General features: G+C 68.3%; 17 protein-coding genes and 1 tRNA gene. 5 read left to right on the plus strand and 13 right to left on the minus strand.

Going from position 1 to position 23697, the window contains the following annotated elements; all coding sequences use genetic code 11:
* Positions 1–4: 4 nt before the first annotated feature.
* The 4 genes from gspF to DM480_RS01165 all read right to left on the minus strand — a co-directional run bounded on the left by gspF (position 5) and on the right by DM480_RS01165 (position 6200).
* Entirely contained in the window at positions 5–1228 is a 1224-nt protein-coding gene (gene gspF / locus DM480_RS01150) for a type II secretion system inner membrane protein GspF (protein ID WP_115377186.1), read from the minus strand.
* 145 nt (positions 1229–1373) lie between these two features.
* On the minus strand, positions 1374–2843 hold the full coding sequence (locus DM480_RS01155) for a GspE/PulE family protein (protein WP_115380626.1): 1470 nt from the start codon (positions 2841–2843) through the stop codon (positions 1374–1376).
* A gap of 271 nt (positions 2844–3114) precedes the next feature.
* Positions 3115–5367 carry a type II secretion system secretin GspD gene (gene gspD / locus DM480_RS01160; protein WP_115377187.1) on the minus strand — a complete coding sequence of 751 codons (2253 nt, stop codon included), beginning with the start codon at positions 5365–5367 and terminating at the stop codon, positions 3115–3117.
* Positions 5364–6200 carry a type II secretion system protein N gene (locus tag DM480_RS01165; protein WP_115377188.1) on the minus strand — a complete coding sequence of 279 codons (837 nt, stop codon included), beginning with the start codon at positions 6198–6200 and terminating at the stop codon, positions 5364–5366. The genes gspD and DM480_RS01165 overlap by 4 nt, the downstream gene beginning before the upstream one ends.
* Before the next feature lie 129 nt (positions 6201–6329).
* On the opposite strand from DM480_RS01165, the gene DM480_RS01170 reads away from it, so the two are divergent.
* Entirely contained in the window at positions 6330–6986 is a 657-nt protein-coding gene (locus tag DM480_RS01170) for a prolyl hydroxylase family protein (protein ID WP_115380627.1), read from the plus strand.
* Positions 6987–7139: 153 nt separating this feature from the next.
* Here the strand turns inward: DM480_RS01170 and DM480_RS01175 are convergent, their stop codons facing one another.
* The 5 genes from DM480_RS01175 to lon form a co-directional block, all read right to left on the minus strand.
* Positions 7140–9965: a TonB-dependent receptor domain-containing protein gene (locus tag DM480_RS01175; RefSeq protein WP_115377189.1), complete on the minus strand. Its 2826-nt coding sequence runs from the start codon at positions 9963–9965 to the stop codon at positions 7140–7142.
* A 92-nt stretch (positions 9966–10057) separates the two neighbouring features.
* Complete coding sequence (locus DM480_RS01180) at positions 10058–11704, minus strand: hypothetical protein (RefSeq protein WP_115377190.1); 1647 nt, start codon at positions 11702–11704, stop codon at positions 10058–10060.
* 452 nt (positions 11705–12156) lie between these two features.
* A tRNA-Val gene (locus DM480_RS01185) sits at positions 12157–12231 on the minus strand.
* Positions 12232–12307: 76 nt separating this feature from the next.
* Positions 12308–12580: an HU family DNA-binding protein gene (locus DM480_RS01190; RefSeq protein WP_115377191.1), complete on the minus strand. Its 273-nt coding sequence runs from the start codon at positions 12578–12580 to the stop codon at positions 12308–12310.
* Positions 12581–12717: 137 nt separating this feature from the next.
* The gene (gene lon / locus DM480_RS01195) at positions 12718–15114 is read right to left on the minus strand and encodes an endopeptidase La (protein ID WP_115377192.1); all 2397 of its coding nucleotides are present in this window, start codon (positions 15112–15114) and stop codon (positions 12718–12720) included.
* A 163-nt stretch (positions 15115–15277) separates the two neighbouring features.
* Between lon and DM480_RS01200 the strand changes: the two genes are divergently transcribed.
* From DM480_RS01200 to DM480_RS01215, 4 genes are all read left to right on the plus strand, one after another.
* Complete coding sequence (locus tag DM480_RS01200; RefSeq protein WP_115377193.1) at positions 15278–16987, plus strand: M1 family metallopeptidase; 1710 nt, start codon at positions 15278–15280, stop codon at positions 16985–16987.
* 168 nt (positions 16988–17155) lie between these two features.
* On the plus strand, positions 17156–18874 hold the full coding sequence (locus DM480_RS01205) for a M1 family metallopeptidase (RefSeq protein ID WP_115377194.1): 1719 nt from the start codon (positions 17156–17158) through the stop codon (positions 18872–18874).
* The gene (locus DM480_RS01210; RefSeq protein ID WP_115377195.1) at positions 18871–19101 is read left to right on the plus strand and encodes a hypothetical protein; all 231 of its coding nucleotides are present in this window, start codon (positions 18871–18873) and stop codon (positions 19099–19101) included. The genes DM480_RS01205 and DM480_RS01210 overlap by 4 nt, the downstream gene beginning before the upstream one ends.
* Entirely contained in the window at positions 19098–19679 is a 582-nt protein-coding gene (locus DM480_RS01215; protein WP_115377196.1) for a methyltransferase family protein, read from the plus strand. Before DM480_RS01210 ends, DM480_RS01215 begins: the two co-directional genes overlap by 4 nt.
* 4 nt (positions 19680–19683) lie before the next feature.
* Here the strand turns inward: DM480_RS01215 and DM480_RS01220 are convergent, their stop codons facing one another.
* The 4 genes from DM480_RS01220 to DM480_RS01235 form a co-directional block, all read right to left on the minus strand.
* Positions 19684–20268 (minus strand): GNAT family N-acetyltransferase, encoded by a 585-nt coding sequence (locus DM480_RS01220; protein ID WP_232834071.1) that lies wholly within the window; start codon positions 20266–20268, stop codon positions 19684–19686.
* A gap of 10 nt (positions 20269–20278) precedes the next feature.
* On the minus strand, positions 20279–21325 hold the full coding sequence (locus DM480_RS01225) for a calcium:proton antiporter (protein WP_232834072.1): 1047 nt from the start codon (positions 21323–21325) through the stop codon (positions 20279–20281).
* Positions 21326–21444: 119 nt separating this feature from the next.
* The gene (locus DM480_RS01230; protein ID WP_115380634.1) at positions 21445–21981 is read right to left on the minus strand and encodes a CPBP family intramembrane glutamic endopeptidase; all 537 of its coding nucleotides are present in this window, start codon (positions 21979–21981) and stop codon (positions 21445–21447) included.
* A gap of 70 nt (positions 21982–22051) precedes the next feature.
* Positions 22052–23683 (minus strand): pilus assembly protein TadG-related protein, encoded by a 1632-nt coding sequence (locus DM480_RS01235; RefSeq protein ID WP_232834073.1) that lies wholly within the window; start codon positions 23681–23683, stop codon positions 22052–22054.
* Positions 23684–23697 lie beyond the last annotated feature (14 nt).

Raw genomic sequence — 23697 nt, forward strand, 5'->3', positions numbered from 1 at the left:
TTCCTCATTGTCCCGCCAGCGTGTTGAGCTGGAGGATCGGCAGCAGGATGGATAGCACGATGGTGGCGACGATGCCGCCCATGATGACGATGATCGCCGGTTCCAGCAGCGACAGCGCGGTCGCGGTGAACCGGTCGAACTCGCGCTCGAGGTAATCGGCGGCGCGTTCCAGCATCTCGTCGAGCCGCCCCGCCGCCTCGCCCGATGCGGCGAGATAGGTGAGCAGCGGCGGGAACACGCCCGCCCGCCGCATCGCCGCCGACAGGCTGCCGCCGCCGCGGATCGCGTCGACGATCTCGTCCGACGCCAGCCGCAGCCGCCGGTTGTGGATCGTCGAGGCGGTCAGCGCGAGGCCTTCGAGCAGCGGCAGCCGGCTTGCCACCATCGTCCCCAGCGTCCGCGCCATCCGCGCCGCATGCAGATCGCGCAGCAGCCGGCCGAGGAGCGGCAGGCGCAGCAGCCGCGTGTCGAAGGCGAGCCGCAGCGCGGGGTCCTTGAGCGCGAACCAGATGCCTGCGCCGATCGCACCGGCAACCAGCGCCATCAGCCACCACCAGCCGACCAGCAGGTCCGATACGGCGATGACGATCCGCGTCAGTAACGGCAATTGCTGCCCCACCGTGTCGAACTGCTCGACCACCTGCGGCACGACGAACATCATCAGCGCGGTGACGACGCCCAATGCGACGACCGCGAGGATCGTCGGATAGGCGAGCGCGGTGATCAGTTTGCCGCGGATCTCCGCCTGCCGTTCCAACAGCGCGGCGAGCCGGTCGAGGATCGTCGGTAGGCTGCCCGAGCTTTCGCCCGCCGCCACCATCGCACGATACAGCGGCGGGAAGCTCTTCGGCTCGCGCGCCATCGAATCGGCCAGCCGCCGCCCCTCGACGACGCCCGCGTGGACCGCCGCGACGATACCGCGCACGCTGTCCTGCTCGGTCTGGCGGGTGATCGTGCGCAGGGATTCCTCCAGCGGCGAGACGCGGTTGAGCGTCGCGAGCTGGCGCGTGAACAGCGTCAGCTGCTTGACGCTCATCTTCGGCCGGCCGAGTTGCAGGCCGAACAGCGGCCGGCGTGCCGCCGTCGGCGGTGCGCCGGGCTCGATCCGCACGATGTAGAGGCCGTGCCGATCGAGATTCGCGCGCGCCGCGCCGATATCGGCCGCTGCGACATGTCCCCGCCGCTCGGCACCGCGCGTATCGATCGCGACATAGTCGAAGTCAGCCATTCCTCATTCCTCCCCGGCACGGGGAGGTGGCACGGCGAAGCCGTGACGGAGGGGCAGACCGGCAGCGACACCCCTCGGGGCTGCCCCTCCACCATTCGCTGCGCGAACGGTCCCCCTCCCCGTTCCGGGGAGGATCGGCGTCTCGCTAAGCATCATCCGCCTCGCGCCGCGTGACCCGCACCGCTTCCTCCGGCGTCGTCAGCCCCGCCTTGACCAGCGCCTTCGCCGATTGTGCCAGGCTGGCGCTGTGGTCGAACGCGTGGCGTGCGATCGCGGCCTCGTCGCCGCCCTCGTTGATCATGCGGCGGATCGTCTCGTCGACGCGCACACCCTCGAACACGCCGATCCGGCCGCGATAGCCGGTGTGATTGCACCGCTCGCACCCCGCCGCCTCATACACCGTCTTGCCCGGCTTGATGCCGAGCAGCGGCGCGACGCCGTCGCCCGCCTTCACCGGCCGCCGGCAATGCTCGCACAACCGCCGCACCAGCCGCTGCGCGATCACCGCGCGCAGCGTGGACGCGAGCAGGAACGGCTCGACCTTCATGTCGCGCATCCGCGTGATCGCGCCGACCGCATCGTTGGTATGCACCGTCGACAGCACCAGATGCCCGGTAAGCGACGCCTGCACCGCGATCTCCGCCGTCTCGCGGTCGCGGATTTCGCCGACCATGACGACGTCGGGGTCCTGGCGCAGGATCGCGCGCAGGCCCGCGGCGAAGGTCAACCCGACCTTGGCGTTGACCTGCGTCTGGCCGACGCCCTCCACCGCATATTCGACCGGGTCCTCGACGGTCAGGATGTTGCGGCTGCCGTCGTTGAGCAGCCGGAGCGCGCCGTAGAGCGTCGTCGTCTTGCCCGACCCCGTCGGCCCGGTGACGAGGATGATGCCGTTGGGCTCGGCGAGCGCATGGCGCAGCAGTGCGTACATGCCCTCGTTCATCCCCAGCGCGTCGAGGTCGATGCCGGCATTCTCCTTGTCGAGGATGCGCAGCACCACCCGCTCGCCCGCCCGGCTCGGCAATGTCGAGACGCGCACGTCGAGCAATTTGCCACCCAGCGTCAGGCCCATCCGCCCGTCCTGCGGCACGCGCCGCTCGGCGATGTCGAGCCGCGCCATCACCTTGATCCGGCTGACCACGACGGGCGCGACGTGCGGTGGCATGCGCAACGTCTCGCGCAGCACGCCGTCGATCCGCATGCGCACGACGAGGCCGGTCTCGTACGGCTCGATATGGATGTCCGACACGCCGTTGCGCGCGGCATCGGCGATGATGCCGTTGATCAGGCGGATCGCCGGCGCATCATCGGCGGTGTCGAGCAGGTCCTCCGCGGTCGGCAGCCCCTCGGCGAGCATGTCGAGCTCGTCGCCCATGCCCACCGCCGCCATCGCCGTCGCCTGCCCGTCCATCGCATAGGCGTCCGACAGCAACCGGTCGAACGCCGCCGGCGCGACGATCGCGACGTCGAACGCGCGCGCCAGATACCGCCGCACCTCGATCAGCACGCGCGCGTCCGCACCCTCGCGCAGCGCCACCACGGGCATCGCATCGGGTTCGGTCGGCTGGAGCACGACGCCATGCCGGCGCGCGAAGCCATAGGGGATGGCGAGCATCGGCACGGCTTCGGGGTCGGTTGGGGCGGCGCGGTCGTCGGGCAGCAGGGCGTCCGGCAGTACCCCCGCTCCCCCTTCCCCCCGCAGGTGGGAGGGAAGCAGCTCAGCGTCGTCGTCGGGGCGGATCACCAAGTCGCTCATAGCACCCCGCCCGTCATCCCCGCGCAGGCGGGGATCCGGAAACGCTGACCTGGCGCCCCTTGCGTAGCCTCGGCGTGTCTGGATCCCCGCCTGCGCGGGGATGACGCCGAAGCAGGCCGAATCTGGCCCATCACCGCCGCTTCCCCGGCCGGATCGTCCGCTGCGACACGCTCGTCTGCACCGGCACCGCGACGCGCGGGTCCTCGATATTGCCCGGCACCGGCGCGGAGGGGATCGGCGGCGCCGCCCCCATATAATCGCGGACCAGTTCGTCGATCGTCGGCTCCTGCCCCGGCGTCTGCAACCCCTGCTGCAACCGCAGATAGCCGTAGCGCTGCTCGGCGAGCTTGCGGCTGTCCTCGGGCGTTCTCAAGATCGTCGGCCGGATGAAGATCATCAAATTGGTCTTGTTGCGCGACTTCGCCTTCGACTTGAACAGATTGCCGAGCACGGGGATGTCGCCGAGTAGCGGGATCTTCTCGATCGTGCGCCGTTCCTCGTCGCTCAACAGGCCGCCCATCACCGCGATCTGGCCGTCGTCGACGGTCAGCGTCGTCTCGATCTGGCGCTTGTTGAGGATGAGGTCGCTGTTGTCGTTCGACACCGGCCCCGCGATCGAGCTGACCTCGAGGCGCAGGTTGAGCTTGATCGACCCCGACGAATTGACCTGCGGCCGCGCGGTCAGCTCGATGCCGACATTCTCCCGCTGCGTCGTGCGGAAGGTGTTGTCGAAATTGTTCGACAGCGCCTGTCCCGTCGTGATCGGAATCTCCTGCCCGACCAGGCTGTACGCTTCCTGGTTGTCGAGCGTGACGAGATGGGGGACCTGGAGCAGGTTCGATGTCGTGTCGCTCTTCACCGCGTTGATGATCGCGCCGAAGATGACGTCGCCGACCTTGCCGCCGAACCCGCCGAACCCGCCCGACGATCCGATGATCGAACTGATCGCGCTCTGCGTCAGCTGGTCGGACGCGCCGGTATTGGTGGTGACGGTCGTCGTCACGCCGTTCGCGATCGTCGTCGTCGTGTTCTTGCCCAGCTCGCGCGCGCCGATCGCACCCGCGATCTGCAGGATGTTGGGCGCGGAGTTGGAGAAGGTCGACGCCGCGAACGCGCCGCCCGACGGGTTGGCCAGGATGAACTGCGCGCCCAGCCGGTTGACCGTCGCGTCGGAGACTTCGGCGACGATCCCCTCGATCACCACCTGCTCGCGCCGCGTGTCGAGCTGGCGCACCACTTCCGACAATTGCCGCTGGATATCGGCGGGCGCGGCGATGACGATCGCGTTCGCACCCTGGAAGCGTGTGACGACCGCGGCGGTGCGCCCGCCCTGCGTCGTGATCGCGGGCTGGCCGGTGCCGCCACCGCCGCCACCGCCGCCGCCCCCGGCACTCACCGGCGCCTGCGCCATCACCGGCTGCGACAGCGACGTATTGCCGCCGCGGCTGCCGCCGGCCCCGCCATTGGCGCTCAGCCCCGATCCCGCACGGGTCAGCTGCGTCGCCTGCGGCTGGTCCGGCGCCTGGCCGACGAGCTGCTGCAGCACGGGCAGCAATTGCGCCGCATCGGCGTTCTCCAGGAACACCACCTTGATCTCGGTGCCGTTCTTCGCCTTCTGGTCGAGGTCGGCGGCGATCGCGGCGAGGCGCGCGACGCTGGTCGCATCGCCGCGGATGATGACGCTGTTCGCGCTGTCGACCGCGACGACCGACAGGCCGGCACCGCCGCCCGGCACGCCGCCGCCCTGCCCCCCGCCGCCGGTGCCCGCAAGCCCCTGCAATGCCGCGGCGATCTCCTTCGCGCTCGCATTCTTCAGGGAGACGACGCGCGACGTCGCATTGTCCGCATCCACGCGGCGCAGCACCTCGCGCACGCGGCGGATGTTGTCGGCGAAATCGACGATCACCAGGCTGTTCGCGCCGCGATTGGCGCTGACCGACCCTTGCGCGCTGACCAGCGGGCGCACCGTCTCGATCGCCTGCGCCGCATCGATCGAGCGCAGCCGCACGATCTCGGTCACCAGGCTGTTGCGGTTGGCACCGGTCAGGCCGATCCGACTGGGCTGCGCCGCGGCATTGTCGATCGGCTGCACGCGCAGCGCGCCATTGCCCGTCGGCACCGCGACCAGCCCATTGGCACGCAGCGTCGACAGCACCGCCTCGAAATATTCCGACTTGCTGAGCGGCCGGTCGGTGACGACGGTCACCTTTCCCTGCACCCGGTTGTCGATGATGAACGTGCGCCCGGTGACGCGCGCGGCGTCGGCGATGAATGCGCGGATGTCCGCATCGCGCACGTTGAGCGTGGTTTGCGCCAGCGCGCCCACGGGCAGGGACAGTCCGGCCAGCAGCAGGGCGGCGGAGGCGAGAAAGGCAGTCTTCATGGCGTGGCTACGACCGTGATGGCGAGGGGCAGCGTTTCCGTGCCGCGCTCGACGCTGATGGGGATATTGCCGCCCTTGGCGAAGTCGGCGGTGACGCGATCGATGTCCTGCGGGCCGCTGACCGGGCGTCCGCCGATGGAGACGATGACGTCGCCCTCGCGCAGCCCGCTGGCGCGAAACAGCGCGCCCGTGCCCTGCGGCCGGACGACGAGCCCGGTCAGCCGGCCGCCGTCGATCCGCGGGATGAAGCCGATCTCGTTGCGCAGCTGCCCCGCCTGGATTGCAGGCGTCGCGGCGGGGGCGGCACCGCCCTGCGCTGGCGCGGGCGCGCCCGGGGTCTGGCCGGCGGCGGGCGCATTGTCCTGCGTCAGGAACAGGTCTTCCGCCGCGCCGCCGCGGTCGATGGTGATATGGTCGAACGCTACCGCCTTCAGCGTCACGCCAGGGATGATCTCCTCGCCGACGCCGACGCTCTTCTGCACCGCGTCCGGCCCCGCGACGATCGCCGAGCCCCGGCCCGACGCCTCGTCGACGCGAATGCCATAGAGCATCAGCTGCAGCGCGGTGACCGCGGTCGGCGCCGGCGTCGCGCCACCGCCCAGGCGGAAGAACGGATCGAAGCTCGCCAGCACGTCCGCGGGCTGGCCCGGCACCTGGATATCAGCGGGCCGCCAGTCGCCCAGCGGCGACACCGGCGTGACGAGCGTCCACACCAGCCGCGCCGATTGCACCGCCAACCCGGCAAGCAGGGCCAGTTCGGCGATCGAGTAGACGTTGACGACCGGCAGCCGCCGCAACAGGCGGCGCGTGCGCGCGTCCAGCTTCAAACGCATAAAGGTTCCCGGTCCCGCACCCTCGGGGCTACGCATGCCATGTTACGGCGCGGCGTCATAGGCCCCAACGCGTCGAAAAGACCACTTGGCCATTTGGCGTCCGTGCCGCTGCGCCGTATCGATGCCGCCATGACCACGCTTCCGATCCTCGGCAATGGCGCCGATCCGCGCCCGATCGCCGACCGCATCCTGTCGCACGCTGGCGTGCAGAAGGTGCCGAGCGCGAAGCTCGACCTGTTCGTCGCGCGCGATTTCCTGCCGCCCGACCTGTGCGCCGTGCTGATCGAGCGGATCGACGCGGTGCGCCGTCCCTCGACGATCGCCGACCCCAATGGCGACGCGGCCTTCCGCACCAGCGAGACGGGCGACCTTTCCGCCGCGGACCCGATCGTGCAGGCGGTCGAGGCGCGCATCGCCGCCTTCACCGGGCTCGACCCCGCGCATGGCGAGCCGTTGCAGGGGCAACGCTATGCGGTCGGGCAGGAGTTCAAGGGGCATACCGATTATTTCGATCCCGATGGCGTCGACTTCGCCCGCTATTGCACGCTGGCGGGCAACCGGACGTGGACGGTGATGATCTATCTCAACGTTCCCGACGCCGGCGGTGCGACGCGGTTCAAGGCGGTCGATAAGACGATCCAGCCCGAAACCGGCAAGCTCGTCGCGTGGAGCAACCGTCGCCCCGACGAATCGCTCAACCCCGCCACGCTGCATCAGGGGATGAAGGTGCGCGCCGGCGTCAAATATGTCATCACCAAATGGTTTCGCGAAAGACCGTGGCAATAACCAATCCTCCCCGCTCCGCGGGGAGGGGGACCGCCCGGCGCAGCCGGGTGGTGGAGGGGCAGCCAAGGGCGATATCCCTCATGACTGCCCTCCACCACCGCCTTCGGCGGCGGTCCCCCTCCCCCTGCAAAAGCCGGGGAGGATTGAGCATAATCAAAACGTCGTGCTCAGCCCCAGGCTGAATACCCGCCCCAGATTGTACCGGTTGATGAACACTTCATTCCCGTTCGCGAATGTCTGGCTCTCGCGATAGCGCGTGCGCGTCAGGTTGCGCGCCTCCGCCTTCAGTTCCCATTTGCCGCCCGCGACCTCGAACCCCTGGCGCACGACCATGTCGACGCGGATGCCGGGGTGTTCGATGATGTCCGGCTGGAACCGGTCGCCGCCCAGCAGCGACGGGCCGCGATTGGTGACGCGGTCGCTGGCATAGTTGAACAGCAACGTGATCTGCGACAGCGAGGCGGTGTCCTCCAGGCCGACCTGCACGTTGACCAGATGGTCCGACTGCCCCGTCAGCGGCGCGCCGTCGCGGAACAGCTTGAACGCACGGCCGAAGCCCGCGGCACAGCCGTTCGCCGCCTGCGCGCCCGGCGACACGTCGGGCACGCAGCTGGTGTCCGCGGTGATCTTCGACTTGGTGTAGGTATAGTTGGCGATGAACAAGGCGCGCCGTGTCGCGAAGAAATCACCGCCGAACACGTCGCCCAGCTTGAAATACTTCTGCAGCTCGACCTCGCCGCCGTACAACGTCGCCTTGGGCAGATAGGTGAAGCCCGTCTGCAACCGGTCGTCCGCGCCGGTGTAGAAGCCGACTTGCTCGATCGGATTGTCGATGCGCTTGTAGAAGCCCGCCGCGGTAAACCGCTGATCGCGGCCGAAGAACCATTCGTAGCGCGCCTCGAGATTGTACAGCTGCGAATCGCGCAGGTTCGGGTTGCCGAAGAACAGGCGATCCGAATCCGGGTCGCGGAACTGCTGCGGCGCCAGTTCGCGGAACTGCGGGCGCGAGATCGTCTTGGCAAAGCTCGCCCGCAGCTGCTGATCCTGCGCGAAGTTCCAGGTCAGCGTCGCGGCGGGCAGAAAGTAATCGTTCTTCAGCCGCGTCGTCGTCGACTTGATCGGCGTCACGCGCTCGTCGCCCGTCTCGTACCGCACGCCGATCACCGCGCGCACGCCGTCCAGCGCCTCGGCCTCCGCCTGCACATATCCCGCATGAACGTCGAGCTTGGCGGTATATTCATACGCGCCCAGCGGCGTGTTGAACTGCAGCTGGATCGTGCACGGAATCGTGTTCGCCGTCTGCGGGCAGGCGTTGTTGATGACGTCCGGGCTCAGCAGATAGTCGGGCCGCAACAGGTTGTACGGATATTGCGGCGCGGTGCCGCCGCCCAGCGACGTCTGGTAATTGAACTGCAACCGCGACGAGGTGCGCTTCGTCCCTTGGTAGAAATAGCCCGCCGACAGCGTCATCGGCCGATCGGTGTCAAGCTTGTACGACGCGTCCGCCTGACCGGTGTACAGATCCTCGTTGAGCTTGCTGAAGATGATCGAAGCGAAGGGCGTGAAGCGCTGCGTCACCTGATAGGCGCCGTCGCACTGGAAGCCGCCCGCCTGCTGCACGCCGTCATTAATGATCGGCAGGCCCGTGGTGGTGCGGTTGGAGCAGAGATAATCGAACTGCCGTTCGTACGGTGCATTGCGCTTCGAATTGGCATAGGCGCCGCGCGCGTCGATCTTGAACGCGTCGGACAGCTTGAACTCGCCGACCAGCTGGCTTTCGATCAGCTGCCGCTCGAACCAGCTCGTATTCTGCTGGAAACGCAGGCCCGACGGGTTGTTGTACAACGTCGCCGCAGAGCCGCGCGCCTGCTTCAGCGTGTCGTGGATATAGACGTTGGTCCACCGCACGGTGTTTCCGCCGAATTCGTAGCCGAGGCCGATCAGTGCATTGGCGACCGCGCGATTGTCGGTGATGAGCGTGCGGAAATCGTTGCGCAGCTGGCCGTTCTCGCTGACCGAGTCCTGCTGCGTCGACAGGCGCGTGCGCCATGTGTTGCTCGCGCTCAGCGAGGCGATGACGCCGAGCCGCGATCCGCCCAGGTCGAACACCGAGCCGCCGCTCAGCTCCGCCGACCAGTTCGCCGGCAGCTGGTTGTTGCGCTGGAGCAGGGTCGTCGGCGCATTGGTCAGCTGCGCGACCTGCGCCGCCGGGATCAGGCCCGATCCGTTCGGCGCGCTGGTGATGAAGCCGGGCACCTTGCGCGCGCCGTCGTCGAACCCGATCCAGTCCGCGCCGCCACCGTAATAGGTATAGCCGAGCTCGCTCGTCGTCGCATCGTCCGCCGCGATCGTCGCGCCGCCCGACAGGAAGTTCTTCTCGGGGATCGCCTTCGTCGTCAGGTTGATGACGCCGCCGCCGAATTCGCCGGGATAGTTTACCGAATAGGTCTTCTGGACCAGCGCCGACCCGACGATCGTCGTCGGGAAGATATCGAGCGGCACCGAGCGGCGCAGCGGCTCTGGGCTCGGCAGCGGCGATCCGTTGAGCAGCGACGAGCTGTAGCGGTTGCCGAGCCCGCGGACGTAGACGAAGCCGCCGCCGACCACCGACAGGCCGGTGACGCGGGTCAGTGCGCCGGCGATGTCGCCCTCGCCGGTCCGCGCGATGTCCGCGCTCGACAGGACGGAGACGATCTGGGCGGTGCTGCGTACCGTATTCGGGATGTTGCGGCCGACGACGACGACGTCGCCCAGATCCTGCGCGCCCGGCGCGGACACCTCGACCTGTTCCTGGTCGGCGGGCGTCGCCTGGGGGTCTTGTGCGGTCGCGGCGTCGGACGTCGGCGTGTTTGACGTCGCGGTGGTCGACGTCTGCGCAGGCGGCGGCGTCGCACCGCCGGTCTGGGCCAGCACGGCCGGCGCCGTCAGCGTCGAGGAAAGAAGAAGGAGCGTGGCGAAGGCGAGCCGCTGCTGCTGCATGACCGTGGGTTCCCGGTGCAAGGGGTCTTCAAAACAGGTGTCCGGGGCGGCGCTGCCGCCACCCCGGACACCGCGTTGCCGAGGGGGTGGCCTCAGCGGCCGTTGCAGGCGAAGTAGACCGAGTTGAACGACGGCGGGCCGAAGTCCTGCAGCGCGCTGTCCGCCGGGCGCACTGTGGTGCGGCCGCCCGCGGTCTGCTCGCCCGCGATGATGTTGACGCACGCGACGCTCGCCGGGGTCTTCACCACGCCGTTGACGAAGCGCATGTCCGACCCGCCGCGCTGGCGGATCGCTGCGGGTGCGAGCGCGGTCTGGATGAAGGTGAAGTTGGCGAAGGTCGAGAAGGTGCGCGGCAGCAGATCCTCGGCGTTGTTCGAGTCGATCTCAGTCGAGAAGCTGTCGGCCGTCGCACCCAGCAGGCGCTGCGCCGCGACGATGAACTGCATGAAGCCGCGATAGCCGTTGTCGATATCGAAGCCGTCGTCGTCGGCGCCGGTCACCGCGAAATATTTGATGTTGGTGGTGCCGCCGAAAATCTCGACGCCGTCATCGGCCGAATTGTGGCTCTGCACGTGGTCAATGATGGTGCCCGAGCCCGTGCCGCCCAGCGTCAGCCCCTGCAGCTCGTTGCCGTCGCTGATCGCGATGCCCGAATAGCGGATCTGGACGTAGGACATCTGGCCGCTAGAATCGGCGGCGTTCGGCCCGCCGTAGAAGCGCCCGGTGACGCCCTCGATCGCCTGTTCGCACGTCGTCGACGATCCGGCGGCGTTGTTCGGGCCGGTGCCGCTGCGGCACACGCCCGTCGGCGCTCGGCCGAGCAGGATGATGCCGCCCCACTGGCCCTGCGTCGCGTCGGACACACCGTTCGTCGACAGATTCTGCTGCGAGGTGAAGATGATCGGCGCACTCGCGGTGCCGACCGCCTGGATGCGCGAGCCGCGGTTGACCAGCAGCAGGTCGTTGGTCGATTCGTTGGCGTTGGCGAAAATCACCACGCCCGGCTCGATCGTCAGCGTCACGCCCGAATTGGCGCCGGTCGTGCCGACGTCGGTGCCGACCTCGGTCTGGCCGGTGAAGCGATAGGCGATGCCCGCGATGCGGGGCAGCGTCAGGCTGGTCGTGATCGCCTGCGGGATGTCGCACACCTTGAAGCCGCCGACCGTGGCGACGTTCGCCGCGCCCGTCGTCGTCCCGGTCGGCGTGATCGTGCCCGTCGGGCAGTTCGTGCCCGCGGCCAGCGTGCCCACGGCCGGCACCGCGGTGCAGCGCGCGCCCGATCCGCCGAATTCCGCCGACGTCGAGTTGCAGGTCCACCCCTGGAAGCTGGTGTCGGTCGGGCCGTTGAACGCGCCGACATAATTGGTCGAGGTGAAGAAGCTGTCGATCCGCGACGGATCGCTCGCCGCGGTCAGCGAGGCGGCGCTGGCGGGATAGACGCCGTTGATGGTCGCGCCCGTCCCGTTGATGTTGTTGTTGGTCCCGGCGTTGACGATCGCGAGTTGCTCGTCCGACGTCACGGTGATGCCGTTGACCGTGGTCGCCGCGGCGAACTGCGCCGCGGTGATCGACGCGCTCGGGCTGGGCGAGGGCGAAGGCGACGGCGCGGGGGCGGGCTGGACGATCGTCACGCTGCCCGCGCCGGGCGAGGCGACATTGTCCGCCCCGCCGCAGGCCGCCAGCGCGAGGCTCGCGCTCGTCATCATCAGGAAATTGCCGTAGCGCGTCTTGGCGGCCATGATCGGATGCTCCCAGTCGTCGTGTCGTTGAGGGTCGGGCAAGGACGCCCGCGATCGGCGAAGGCGTCCCCCCTTGCCGATCCCGATCCGGCGACTAGGCGCGTTCCATGACGCAAAGATGAGATTTGCGTGATGTTTTTACTGCAATTGCACGACAGATTGATGACATGCCGACGCGCGGCCACCTACCTAGCTTGATCGACAGCTTCCCTGCTGCGTAACGCGCGTATCGCTCGCCACCTATGCGTCACCCCGGGCTTGACCCGGGGTCCCGCTTCTTCTTCCAACTGGTACGCAAGCTTGCCCGGCTTTACGGCCGGGACGACGAGGTAAAAGGAGTATCGCGCAGGCGATGGCGCGCCATCCCCAGCCCCGCACCGCTCACGCGCCACAAGCCACGTCGCCCAAAACGCCAAAAAAGCCCGCCGGTCGTCGGACCGGGCGGGCTATAATGGTGGGCGCGACAGGGATTGAACCTGTGACCCCACCCGTGTGAAGGGTGTGCTCTACCGCTGAGCTACGCGCCCGAAACTCGTCGGGAAGCGGGCCTTTAGGCGGCGGCGTGCCGCCCGTCCAGCATAAAATGCCCGGCCCGCGTCCCGGTCAGTTGACCGAGTCCTTCAGCCCCTTGCCCGCCTTGAACTTGGGCTGGCTCGATGCCTTGATCGTCATCGGCTCGCCGGTGCGCGGGTTGCGTCCCGTCGATGCCTTGCGCTTGGACACGGAAAACGTGCCGAACCCGACCAGACGCACTTCGTCGCCCTTCTTCAGGCTGGCCGTGATCGCGTCGAACACCGCCTCGACCGCCTTCGTCGCATCCCCCTTCGCGAGTCCCGACGTGTCGGCAACATTGGCAATCAGCTCTTGCTTGTTCATGAAAAGGAGCCCCCTTTTTGAAATCATTGAGAATCGTGTGGCCAAGCCGAAAGGTCAGTAAGGCCGTCCGTACGGTACGAGTCAATGCCTCCGCCGCCTCGGATGGGCGCGGCGGAGGCGGATAATCGGTCAGCGGATCAGTGGTGGCGTTCCGCCGCGACCTGCGCAACCCCTGCCGGCGGCAAAGCGGCGAGTTCATCGGCGTCTGTCCAGTCGATCGGCTCCAGCGTGTCGGTCAGCGCCAGCGCCAGCACCTCGTCGACGTGGCCGACCGGCACGATCGTCAGCCCGTCGCGGATGTTCTGCGGAATCTCGGCGAGGTCCTTCTCGTTGTCCTGCGGAATCAGCACTGTCGTGATGCCGCCGCGCAGCGCCGCGAGCAGCTTTTCCTTGAGGCCACCGATCGGCAGCACGCGGCCGCGCAGCGTCACCTCGCCGGTCATCGCCACCTCCTTCTTCACCGCGACGCCGGTCAGCGTCGAGACGATCGAGGTAACGAGCCCGATGCCCGCCGACGGCCCGTCCTTGGGCACCGCGCCCTCGGGCAGGTGGATGTGGATATCCTTACGGTGGAACAGCGAGGGCTTGATGCCATAGCTGGGACTGCGCGCCTGCACGAAGCTGAAGGCGGCCTGCACCGATTCCTTCATCACGTCGCCCAGCTTGCCCGTCGTCTTGACCTGGCCCTTGCCCGGCACCGTCACGCTCTCGATCGTCAGCAGTTCGCCGCCGACCTCGGTCCAGGCAAGGCCGGTCACCGCGCCGATCTGATGCTCCTCCTCGGACAGGCCGTGGCGGAATTTCTGCACGCCGGCGAATTCGTGGAGGTTGTCGGGCGTGATCGTCACGCTTTCCGCCTTGCCCTCCAGGATGCGGCGCAGCGCCTTCCTCGCCAGCTTGGCGATCTCGCGCTCCAGCGTGCGTACGCCCGCCTCGCGCGTGTACTTCTGGATCAGCGCGCGCAGGCCCGCATTGATCAGCGTGAACTCGCCGTCCTTCAGGCCATGTTCGCCGATCACCTTGGGCAGCAGGTGCCGCTCGGCGATCTCGACCTTCTCGTCCTCGGTATAGCCTTCCAGCCGGATGATCTCCATCCGGTCGAGCAAGGGCTGCGGCAGATTGAGCGTGTTCGCGGTGCACACGAACATCACGTCGCTGAGGTCGATGTCGATCTCGAGATAATGGTCGTTGAACTTGCCGTTCTGTTCGGGGTCGAGCACCTCGAGCAGCGCCGACGCCGGATCGCCGCGGAAATCCTGGCCCAGCTTGTCGATCTCGTCGAGCAGGAACAAGGGATTGCTCGTGCCCGCCTTCTTCAGGTTGGTGACGATCTTGCCCGGCAGCGAGCCGATGTACGTCCGGCGATGGCCGCGGATCTCCGCCTCGTCGCGCACGCCACCTAGGCTCTGGCGGATGAACTCGCGCCCCGTCGCCTTGGCGATGCTCTTGCCCAGCGAGGTCTTGCCGACGCCCGGCGGGCCGACCAGGCACAGGATCGGCCCCTTCAGCTTGTTCATCCGCGCCTGCACGCCGAGATATTCGACGATCCGGTCCTTGACCTTCTCCAGCGCGTAATGATCCTCGTCCAGCACCGCCTGCGCCGCGGCGATGTCCTTCTTGATCTTGGATTTCTTGCCCCACGGCAGGCCGAGCAGCACGTCGAGGTAGTTGCGCACGACGGTCGCCTCGGCGCTCATCGGCGCCATCGTCTTCAGCTTCTTGAGCTCGGCGGTCGCCTTGGTGCGCGCTTCCTTGGACAGCTTCAGCGTCGCGATCTTCTGCGTCAGCTCGGCGATCTCGTCGCCGTCGCTCTCGTCGTCGCTGTTGCCCAGCTCACGCTGGATCGCCTTCAGCTGTTCGTTGAGATAATATTCGCGCTGCGTCTTCTCCATCTGGCGCTTGACGCGGCTCTTGATCTTCTTCTCGACCTGCAGGACGCCGAGCTCGCCCTCCATCAGCGCGTACGCCATCTCCAGCCGCTTGGCGGGGTCGGTCTCGACCAGCAAAGCCTGCTTGTCGGCGACCTTGACCTGGACATTCGCCATGATCGCGTCGCTGAGCTTCGCCGCCTCGACCAGCTCGCCCAGCTGCACCGCGGTCTCGGCGGGCAGCTTGCGGTTGAGCTTGGCGTAATTCTCGAACTGCTCGACGACGGAGCGCATCAGCGCGGTGATCTCTGGGCCCGTCGGCTCAGCATCTTCCATCGGCTCGATCTCGGCGACGAGATGCCCCTCGCCCTCCTCCAGCGTCGACAGCCGGCCGCGCTTTTTGCCCTCGACCAGCACGCGCACCGTACCGTCGGGCAGCTTCAGCAGCTGCAGCACGGTCGCGGTGACGCCGACCTCGTACAGGTCCTCGCGCTGCGGATCGTCCTCTGCCGGGTCGAGCTGTGCGACGAGGAAGATTTCCTTATCCGCCGCCATCGCTGCTTCCAGCGCGGACACACTCTTGTCGCGGCCGACGAACAACGGAACGATCATGTGCGGAAAGACGACGATGTCGCGCAGCGGCAGGACGGGATAGTTGGTGTGCATGCAAACTCCGCGGCGACCCGAACCGGGGCCACCTCATGATGCACTATATGGGGAGGCTGCGGCATCCATCAATCGTTTCGCGGCCAGCCGTTCGCGCGACGAAGCCCCTTGCCAGCACGCCGCCCGGTGTGGAAACCACCGCGTTGAAAACAAGGGGTATACGATGACGCTTCGCCTGACGCTCGCTGCCGCATTGTTGGTGTCGGGCAGCGCCTTTGCCGCGGAGCCGGGCAAGCCGCCGATCACCGCGCAGGTTTCCGCATCGGGCGGCCCGCTCGACCCGGCGCAGAAGAAGCTGAGGTTCGACACCGCCGACCTGCAGTTCGAGGTCGATCCCGACCGCGAGGTGCTGAACGGCGTCGCGACGCTGACCTTCACCACGCTCGACAGGACCGACAAGGTCGTCGTCGACCTCGACAACAACTACACCGTCACCGCGGTGACGGTCGACGGCGTCGACGCGAGCTTCCAGAATCCGCAGGGGCGGATGACGATCACGCTCGCCAAGAAGGCGGCGAAGGATGCCAAGCTGGTCGTCAAGATCACCTATGGCGGCCGCCCGCACACCGCGGTGCGCGCGCCGTGGGATGGCGGCTTCGTCTGGGCGAAGACGCCCGGCGGCCAGCCCTGGGTCGCGACCGCGGTCCAGATGGAAGGGTGCGACCTGTTCTGGCCGTGCATCGACTATCCGACCTACGAACCCGACAAGGTCACGCTGCACATCACCGTGCCCAAGGGGCTGAAGGCGCCTTCGAACGGCAAGCTCCTCGGCGTCGACCAGCTCCAGGACGGCCGCACGACGTGGAACTGGGAAGTCGCGCATCCCAATCTCTACGGCATCGCGCTCAACGTCGGGCCGTATGAGGAGATCAGCGGGACGTACAAGAGCAAGTATGGCGACACGATCCCGATGCATTACTGGTATCTGCCCGGCGAGACGGAGCAGGCGAAGGGCCTGTTCGCCGAATTCGCGCCGACACTGGATTTCTACGAGGGCGTCGTCGGCCCCTATCCGTGGCGCGTCGAGAAGGTCGGCGTCGTGGAGACGCCGCACAAGGGCATGGAGCATCAGACGATCAACGCCTACGGCAATGCTTATGCCAAGGCGCCGGAAGGGTTCGACTGGCTGTTCCAGCATGAATTCGGCCACGAATGGTTCGCCAACCAGATGACCGCGGTCAACTGGGACGATTTCTGGCTGCACGAGGGCTTCACCGCCTACATGCAGCCGCTCTACGGCCGCTGGCGCGAGGGCGACGGCCGCTACACCGCGATGATGCTGGCGGCGCGGCCCGGTATCCAGAACAAATCGCCGCTCGTCACCGGCAAGCCGCAGACCGCTGAGGACGTGTACGAGAAGGCGCCCGGCCGCGGCGGCGACATCTATACGAAGGGCGAATGGATCCTCCACACGCTGCGCAATGCGATCGGGGACAAGGCGTTCTTCGACGCGGTGAAATTGCTCGTCTACAACCGCACCGATCCCGCGCCGGGCAATTTCCAGACGGTGTTCCGCACGACGCCCGACTTCATCCGTTTCATCAACCAGACGACGGGGCAGGACTGGCAGTGGTTCTTCGACGTCTACCTCTACCAGGCGACGCTGCCCAAGCTCGTCGCCAACCGCAACGCGAGCCAGCTGACGCTCAAATGGCAGACGCCGCTGAACAAGCCCTTCCCGCTCCCCGTCGAGGTGCAGATCGACGACCGGGTCCAGAAGGTGCCGATGACCGGCGGCCTCGCGACGATCACCGTGCCGGAAGGCGCCCACGTCGTCATCGACCCGATGAGCCGGTTGCTCAAGCAGGACGATGCGGTCGACGCCTATCAGGCCTGGAGGGCCGCGCAGGCGCCGGCTGCGGCGAAGAAGTGACGACGACACATTCCTCCCCTGCCTCGCAGGGGAGGGGGACCGCGCCTCGAAGAGGCGTGGTGGAGGGGCAGCCCAACAGACCGGCGCGCGTGGGTCTGCCCCTCCACCCCCAGCCTGCGGCTGGCGGTCCCCCTCCCCGCGGATCGGGGAGGATTTGAGGAGAGACCCATGAAGCCATTGCTCGCCATCTCCGCCCTCGCCCTGGTCGCCGCCGCGCCCGGCCTGCCCAAGAAGGGCGAGCCACCGATCACCGAACAGACGCAGAAGTCGGGCGGCGAGCGCCCGCCCGAGCAGCTGGCGCTACGCTTCGACACCGCCGATCTGTCGTTCGAGGTGCTGCCTGAAAAGGAGACGCTGAGCGGCGTTGCGACGCTGGGCTTCACCGCGAAAGCGCCGCTCACCCGCCTGCTGATCGACCTCGATCGCAATCTGCCCGTCACCGCGATCAGCATCGATGGCCAGCCGCTGCCGAAGGCGGCATGGACCAACCCCGAAGGCCAGCTCGCGATCACCCTCCCCCGCCCGCTCGCCGCGGGAGAAAAGGTGAGCGCGAAGATCACCTATGGCGGCCAGTCGCACGTCGCGGTGCGCGCGCCATGGGACGACGGCATGGTCTGGTCGAAGACGCCCGACGGCCGCACCTGGTTCGCGACCACGTCCGAAGGCTATGGCTGCGACCTGTTCTGGCCGTGCCTCGACTTCCCGACCGGCGAGCCCGGCCTCGTCGACATCCACATCACCATCCCCAAGGGGCTGAAGGCGCCATCCAACGGCAAGCTTCTATCGGTCGACCAGCTTCCCGACGGCCGCACGCGCTGGAACTGGCGCACGCGCAACCCCAATACCTATGCGATCGCGCTCAACGTCGGCCCGTATGAGGTAATCGAAGGCAGCTACAAGAGCCGCTTCGGCAACACGATCCCGATGTTCTACTGGTACCTGCCCGGCGAAAAGGCGCAGGCGCAAAAACTTTTCGACGAATTCGCCCCCACGCTCGATTTCTTCGAGGCCAACGTCGGCCCTTATCCCTTCGGCGATGAAAAGGTCGGCGTCGTCGAAACTCCGCACAAAGGCATGGAGCATCAGACAATCAATGCCTATGGCAACGAATATGCCAAGGCGATCGAGGGTTTCGACTGGCTGTTCCAGCACGAATTCACGCACGAATGGTTCGCCAATCAGCTGACCGCGGCGAATTGGGACGATTACTGGCTGCATGAAGGGTATGGCAGCTACATGCAGCCCGCCTATGGCCTGTGGCGCGAGGGTCGCGCGCGCTACGCCGCGATGATGCAGGGGCAGCGCGCGACGATCATGAACACGGTGCCGATCGTTCAGGATCGCGTCCTGACCGAGGAGCAGGTCTACGAGACCGACCATGGCGGCGCGGGGCAGGACATCTACGTCAAGGGATCGTGGATGCTGCACACCTTGCGCGGCCTGATCGGCGACGATGCCTTCTGGAAGGTGACGCGCCTCGCGGTCTACGGCCGCCCCGACCCGCGCCCCGGCAATTTCGCCCCGCGCTTCGGCTCCAGCCGCGAATATGAAGGCTTCGTGCGCCAGGTGACGGGCAAGGATTACGGATGGTTCTTCGATGTCTACCTGCGCCAGGCGAAGCTGCCCGAACTGCTCGAGACGCGGCAGGGCGACACCGTGACGCTGGCGTGGAACGCGCCCGGCGGCGGCCCCTTCCCCATGCCGGTCGAGGTCGATGTCGCGGGCAAACTGACGACGCTGCCGATGAGCGAAGGCCATGGCACGCTGACCATTCCCGCGGGCACGCATTACGTCGTCGATCCGGATGCGAAGATCCTGCGCCGCAGCGTCGCGGTCGAGGACATGCAGGCGTGGCGCGTCGCCCAGTCCGCGCGGCGCACGCAATGAGCCGGCTGACATCGCGCATCGCCGAAATGGCGGCAATCTTCATGGTCGGCGACGGGCTGGTCGGCCTCGTCCAGCCGCGCCGCCACGTCGATCTATGGAAGGATCGGGCATTCGGCGCGGAAAAGGCGGTCGCGCCCTTCGTCGACCGGCCCGGCCGACGCCGCCTCTACGCGCTCGCGCAGATCGCGGGCGGCCTCCTCCTCGCCAGCCGGCAGCGCGCGCGATGATCCACGCCACCGCCCTTCCCGCGCTCGCCGTCCTCGCGACCGGCTTTTTCATATTCGCCGCGCTCGTGCTCGCCGCGCGTTGGCGCCGGCGGGACGAGCCCGGAGCACGGCGCGATACGCGTTCGCTCGCCGGGATCATCGTACAGAGTCTCGCCTTCGCGGTCACCGCGACCGGCCCGGTCGCGGTGACGCTGGACCCGCTCGGCGCGCCGGCGCTGATCCTTGCGGGGACGGTCGCGCTGCTGCTCGCCGCCGCGATCGGCCTGTTCGCCTGGGCGCGGCGGACGATGGGCCAAAACTGGAGCGTGGTTGCGCGGATGCGTTCGGATCATGCGCTCGTCACCACCGGCCCGTTCGCACACGTCCGCCACCCGATCTATGTCGCGCTGGCACTGTTGCTCGTCGCACTCGGCCTCGGGCTCGGCCACACGCCGCGGCTCGTCGCCGGCCTGCCGCTCTACGCGCTCGGCACCTGGCTGCGCATCCGGGTCGAAGAGCGCCTGCTCGCCGTGCAGTTCGGCGCAGCCTACGACGTCTACGCCCGCCGCGTGAAACGCTTCGTGCCCGGCCTGTTCTGACCGTTCAGTCCGGCGCGCGCAGCATCGACCACATGCGGGGGCCGTCGCGGCGGATCCGCCATTCGCCCGTGACGCGAAACCCCGCGCTCGCATAAAAGCCCAGGTTCCGCTCCAGCGCCGTCTCCAGATAGCAGGGCAACCGGCCCGCGAACCGCGACAGCCCCGCGGTCAGCACCTGCCGCCCCAGCCCCCGCCCCTGCATCGCCGGATCGCATCCGGCGATGTGCAGGTACCAGAAATCGCCCACGGGCATGTGCGCGTCGATCGCACTGCCCGCCGCCAGCGCGCGCGGCAACGCGCCGCCGATCGCGCCGATCAGCGGCACCGCGTGGCGCAACATCTCGCCCCAGCCGACCTGCGCGCGTCCAGGCGCCCGCCATAGCGTCGCCGCCTCGCCCGCCGGCGTCACCAGCGCGGTGCCGCCGCGCAGATCGCTCGCGTAGAGCTGGCGGAACAACCGCTGCAGCCGTGCCGGTCGCACGACGGGATCGGGGAATATCCACGCGAACACCGGGTCGTCGCCAAACGCCCGCGCCAGCATCGCCGCCACCACGGCGGCGTCGCCGCGCACGCCCAATCGCACCGTCATTGCTGAGCCTTTAAGGAATGACCGTCGTGAACAGATAGGCCGCGAAGATGACGAGGTGGACCACCCCCTGCAACACCGTCGTGCGCCCCGTGCCCAGCGACACGGTCGCGACGAACAGCGACAGCGCGAGCAATGTCATGCCCTTCGCCCCGATGCCCAGTGCCAGCGGCAGGCCGAGGATCAGGCTGACCGCCGCCACCGCCGGTATGGTCAGCCCGATCGTCGCCAGCGCGGAGCCGAGCGCCAGGTTCAGGCTCGTCTGCAACCGGTTGCGCCGCGCCGCGCGGAACGCCGCCAGGCTTTCGGGTGCCAGCACCAGCGCCGCGATCACGATGCCGACGATGGCGAGCGGCAGGCCCGCGGATACGATCGCCGCCTCGACCCGGCTCGACAGCCCCTTGGCGAGCAGCACGACGCCGACCAGCGCGACCAGCAGCACGCCGAACGCGATCCACGCGGTGCGATCGTCCGGCACGCTCGCATGATCCTCCGCGTCGTCATCTTCCGCGGCAAGGAAATAGTCGCGGTGGCGCACCGTCTGCACCAGCACGAACGTGCCGTAGAGGACGATGCTGACCACCGCGACGAAGATCAGCTGCGCCGGGGCGTAGGTCGGCCCCGGCGCGCTGGTCACGTAATTGGGCAGGATCAGCGACAGCACGGACAGCGCCGCCAGCGTGCACAAGGCCGCGCTCGCCCCGCGCAGCGAGAAGCGCTGCTCGCCGTGCGCGACGCCCCCCGCCAGCAGGCAAAGGCCGATGATGCCGTTGAGGATGATCATGATCGCGGCGAACACCGTATCGCGCGCCAGGCTGGCCGCATCGCCCGCGTTGGACAGCATCAGGCTGACGATCAGAGACACCTCGATCACGGTCACCGCCACCGCCAGCACGAGGGTGCCGAACGGCTCGCCGACGCGGTGCGCGACGACCTCGGCATGGTGCACCGCCGCGATCACCGCGCCGATCAGCACCCCCGCCGCCGCCGCGGTACCGAACGCCCCGCGCGAATAGAGCGACAGCGCGACGGCCACGATTGCCAGGACGGGGAAAGCCACCGTCCACGCCGGGATCAGGCCGCCTCCCCCCCTCTTGCCTGCACTCGTTTCGCCCGCCACCGTCTCGTTCCCCTATCCGTGCCTGCGGGAGTAAAGCGCCGCGGCGGGCAAAAGCTCCCTCATCGGCCCAGCACGATCATCGTCGCTGGCGCGATGTTCTGCAGGACGTGCACCGCCATCGGCACGCCGACCGCGATCCAGAAGCCGCGCGGTCGCCACGTCGTGTAAAGTGTCGAGAAGATCAGGAACGGCCACCAGATCACCGCCCCCCACAGCGGCGCGAGCGATGAATGCAGCGCGCCCCAGATCAGCGCGCTGGCGATCACCGCCTGCCACGGGCCAAGGAAGCGACGGAGGATACCCAGCACGCCCGCCATCAGCAGCGTCTCGGTAATCGGGCTGAACAGCGCGATCATCGCCCACAGCACCAGCGGCGGCGCCGCGCCCAGTTCCGGCCCCGCACCGCCCGGCGCCAGATGCGTCAGGACGAAGCCGATCAGGACGCTGCCGCCCAGCGCGACCACCCAGCCGGTCAGGATCGCCAGCCACGCCCGCCGGTCCTCGAACAGCGGGGCGGGCAGGAGGCGCAGCGGCCCGCGGCCGGCCCGCCATGCCGGACTCCGATCCGCCTCCACACCCCGCAGCATGTCCATCATCGCCGTCTCCTCGTCGCCGCCGCTGTGGCGCACAACGCGTTAAGGACGGATGACGCCGCTTTCGTTCCCTTTAGGATACCAGCGCCGCGGTCCCGCACCGCGCGCCGGGCACCCGCACGTCGGCCTGCCCGACCCGGATGCCCGCCACCTGCTGCACCTGGTCGAGCAGCCCGTCGAGCGCCGGCGTCGCGCCGGTCAGCGCGCCGAGCAACGGTGTCGTCAGCGGCGATGTCCCGACGTCGATGCCGAGCACGTTGATCCGGATGTCCAGCCGTTGCATCAACGATGCGACCAGCCCCTGCGTCAGCGACGTCGCGTTGACCGTCTGCACCGCGCCGTTCGCGATGTCGGTGGGCGAGAAGGTCAGCCGCTGCCACCCCGTCCCGCCGAGCTGGATATCCGCCAGCCCGCGGATGCTGGTCAGCGGCACGCTCAGCAAGGTGGCGTATTGCGACGGCAACGGCGTCGACAGCGCGTAGAAGGCGGGGTCCGACACGGACGCGATCATCGCGCGCCCGGGCGATGCCTGCGCATCGACGTCGACGGTCGCGCCGCCGCTGCCGCAGGTGATCGCCGCGAGCCGCGCGCTCGCGCCCGCGCCTTCGATGACCACCGGCAGCTCCGCCGCCGCCAGCCCGACGCCCAGCACGTCGACGCGCGCGGTGACGCCCAGCCGAACCTGCGCGGTACTGACGGTGACGGTGGCGTCATGCCCCACCTTGATCCACGGCGACGTGGCGGAGCGACTGCCGATCGCCATACGCACGTTGGTCGAAGCGAGCCCGGGCACCTGCACGCCGAGGCCGAGCGTGACCTGCCGGTCGCCGCCCGTCCCGACCAGCGCCTCGCGCAGCAGCGCATCGGCCGCGACGCTCACCGCCGGCGGCGTGGCGCTGCTGCCCAGGTCGATCAGCCGGCGCACGTCGACCTGCGTCGGCGGCACCTTCAACGCGACCTGTCGCAACACCGCGCCCGCGCTCGACGACGAAGACGCATCGGCCATCGCGGTGATCAACGTCGGCAGATCGACGATCGAGGTCGCGGTCGAATCGAACGTCCCCAGGCTGACGCCGGCGCGCGTCTTCAACAGGCTGGACAGCGCCAGCACGTCGACGTTCGCCCCCACCAGGGCATTATAATCGGCGACCGACAGGTTGAGGTTCACGCCCGCCAGCGACGACAGCAGCGCGCCCGGCACGCCGCCCTGCACACTGACGAGGCGCGACCCGATCGCGATCGCTGCCTCGCCGGTCCGCGCCGCCGTCGCGGTCGCCTGCAGGTCCTGGAATCGTTTGCCGGTCAGCACGCCTGCGAAGAACAGCGGCACCCGCCGCCGCAGCACGACGCGCACCGCGGTCCGATCGGTCGCACTCGGCTGGAACCGCGCCGCCGGTGCGATGCTGCGGTCGGGCACGTAGCTGCCCGTCTGCGCGCTGGCCAGGCTGACGCCGTCCATCCCCTCCGCGGCGATCAGCTGCGCGGTCGCGGTCGTCGCATCGCCGCTGGTGACGCTCGCCAGCGCGGCACGGTCGGCTAGCCCCTGCAACTGCTGCCGGCGCATCACCATCGATCCGTAATCGACCGCGGTCGCCGCCCCGCCGAGGAAGATCGTGATCAGAAACACCGACAGGATCGACACGCTGCCCTCGCGCGCCGCGATCAGGCCGCGTGGCGCCCCCCAAAGCCGATACATTGCCGCCATCGTCGTCGCCCCCC

This window comes from Sphingomonas sp. FARSPH, assembly GCF_003355005.1.
Classification (GTDB): Bacteria; Pseudomonadota; Alphaproteobacteria; order Sphingomonadales; family Sphingomonadaceae; genus Sphingomonas.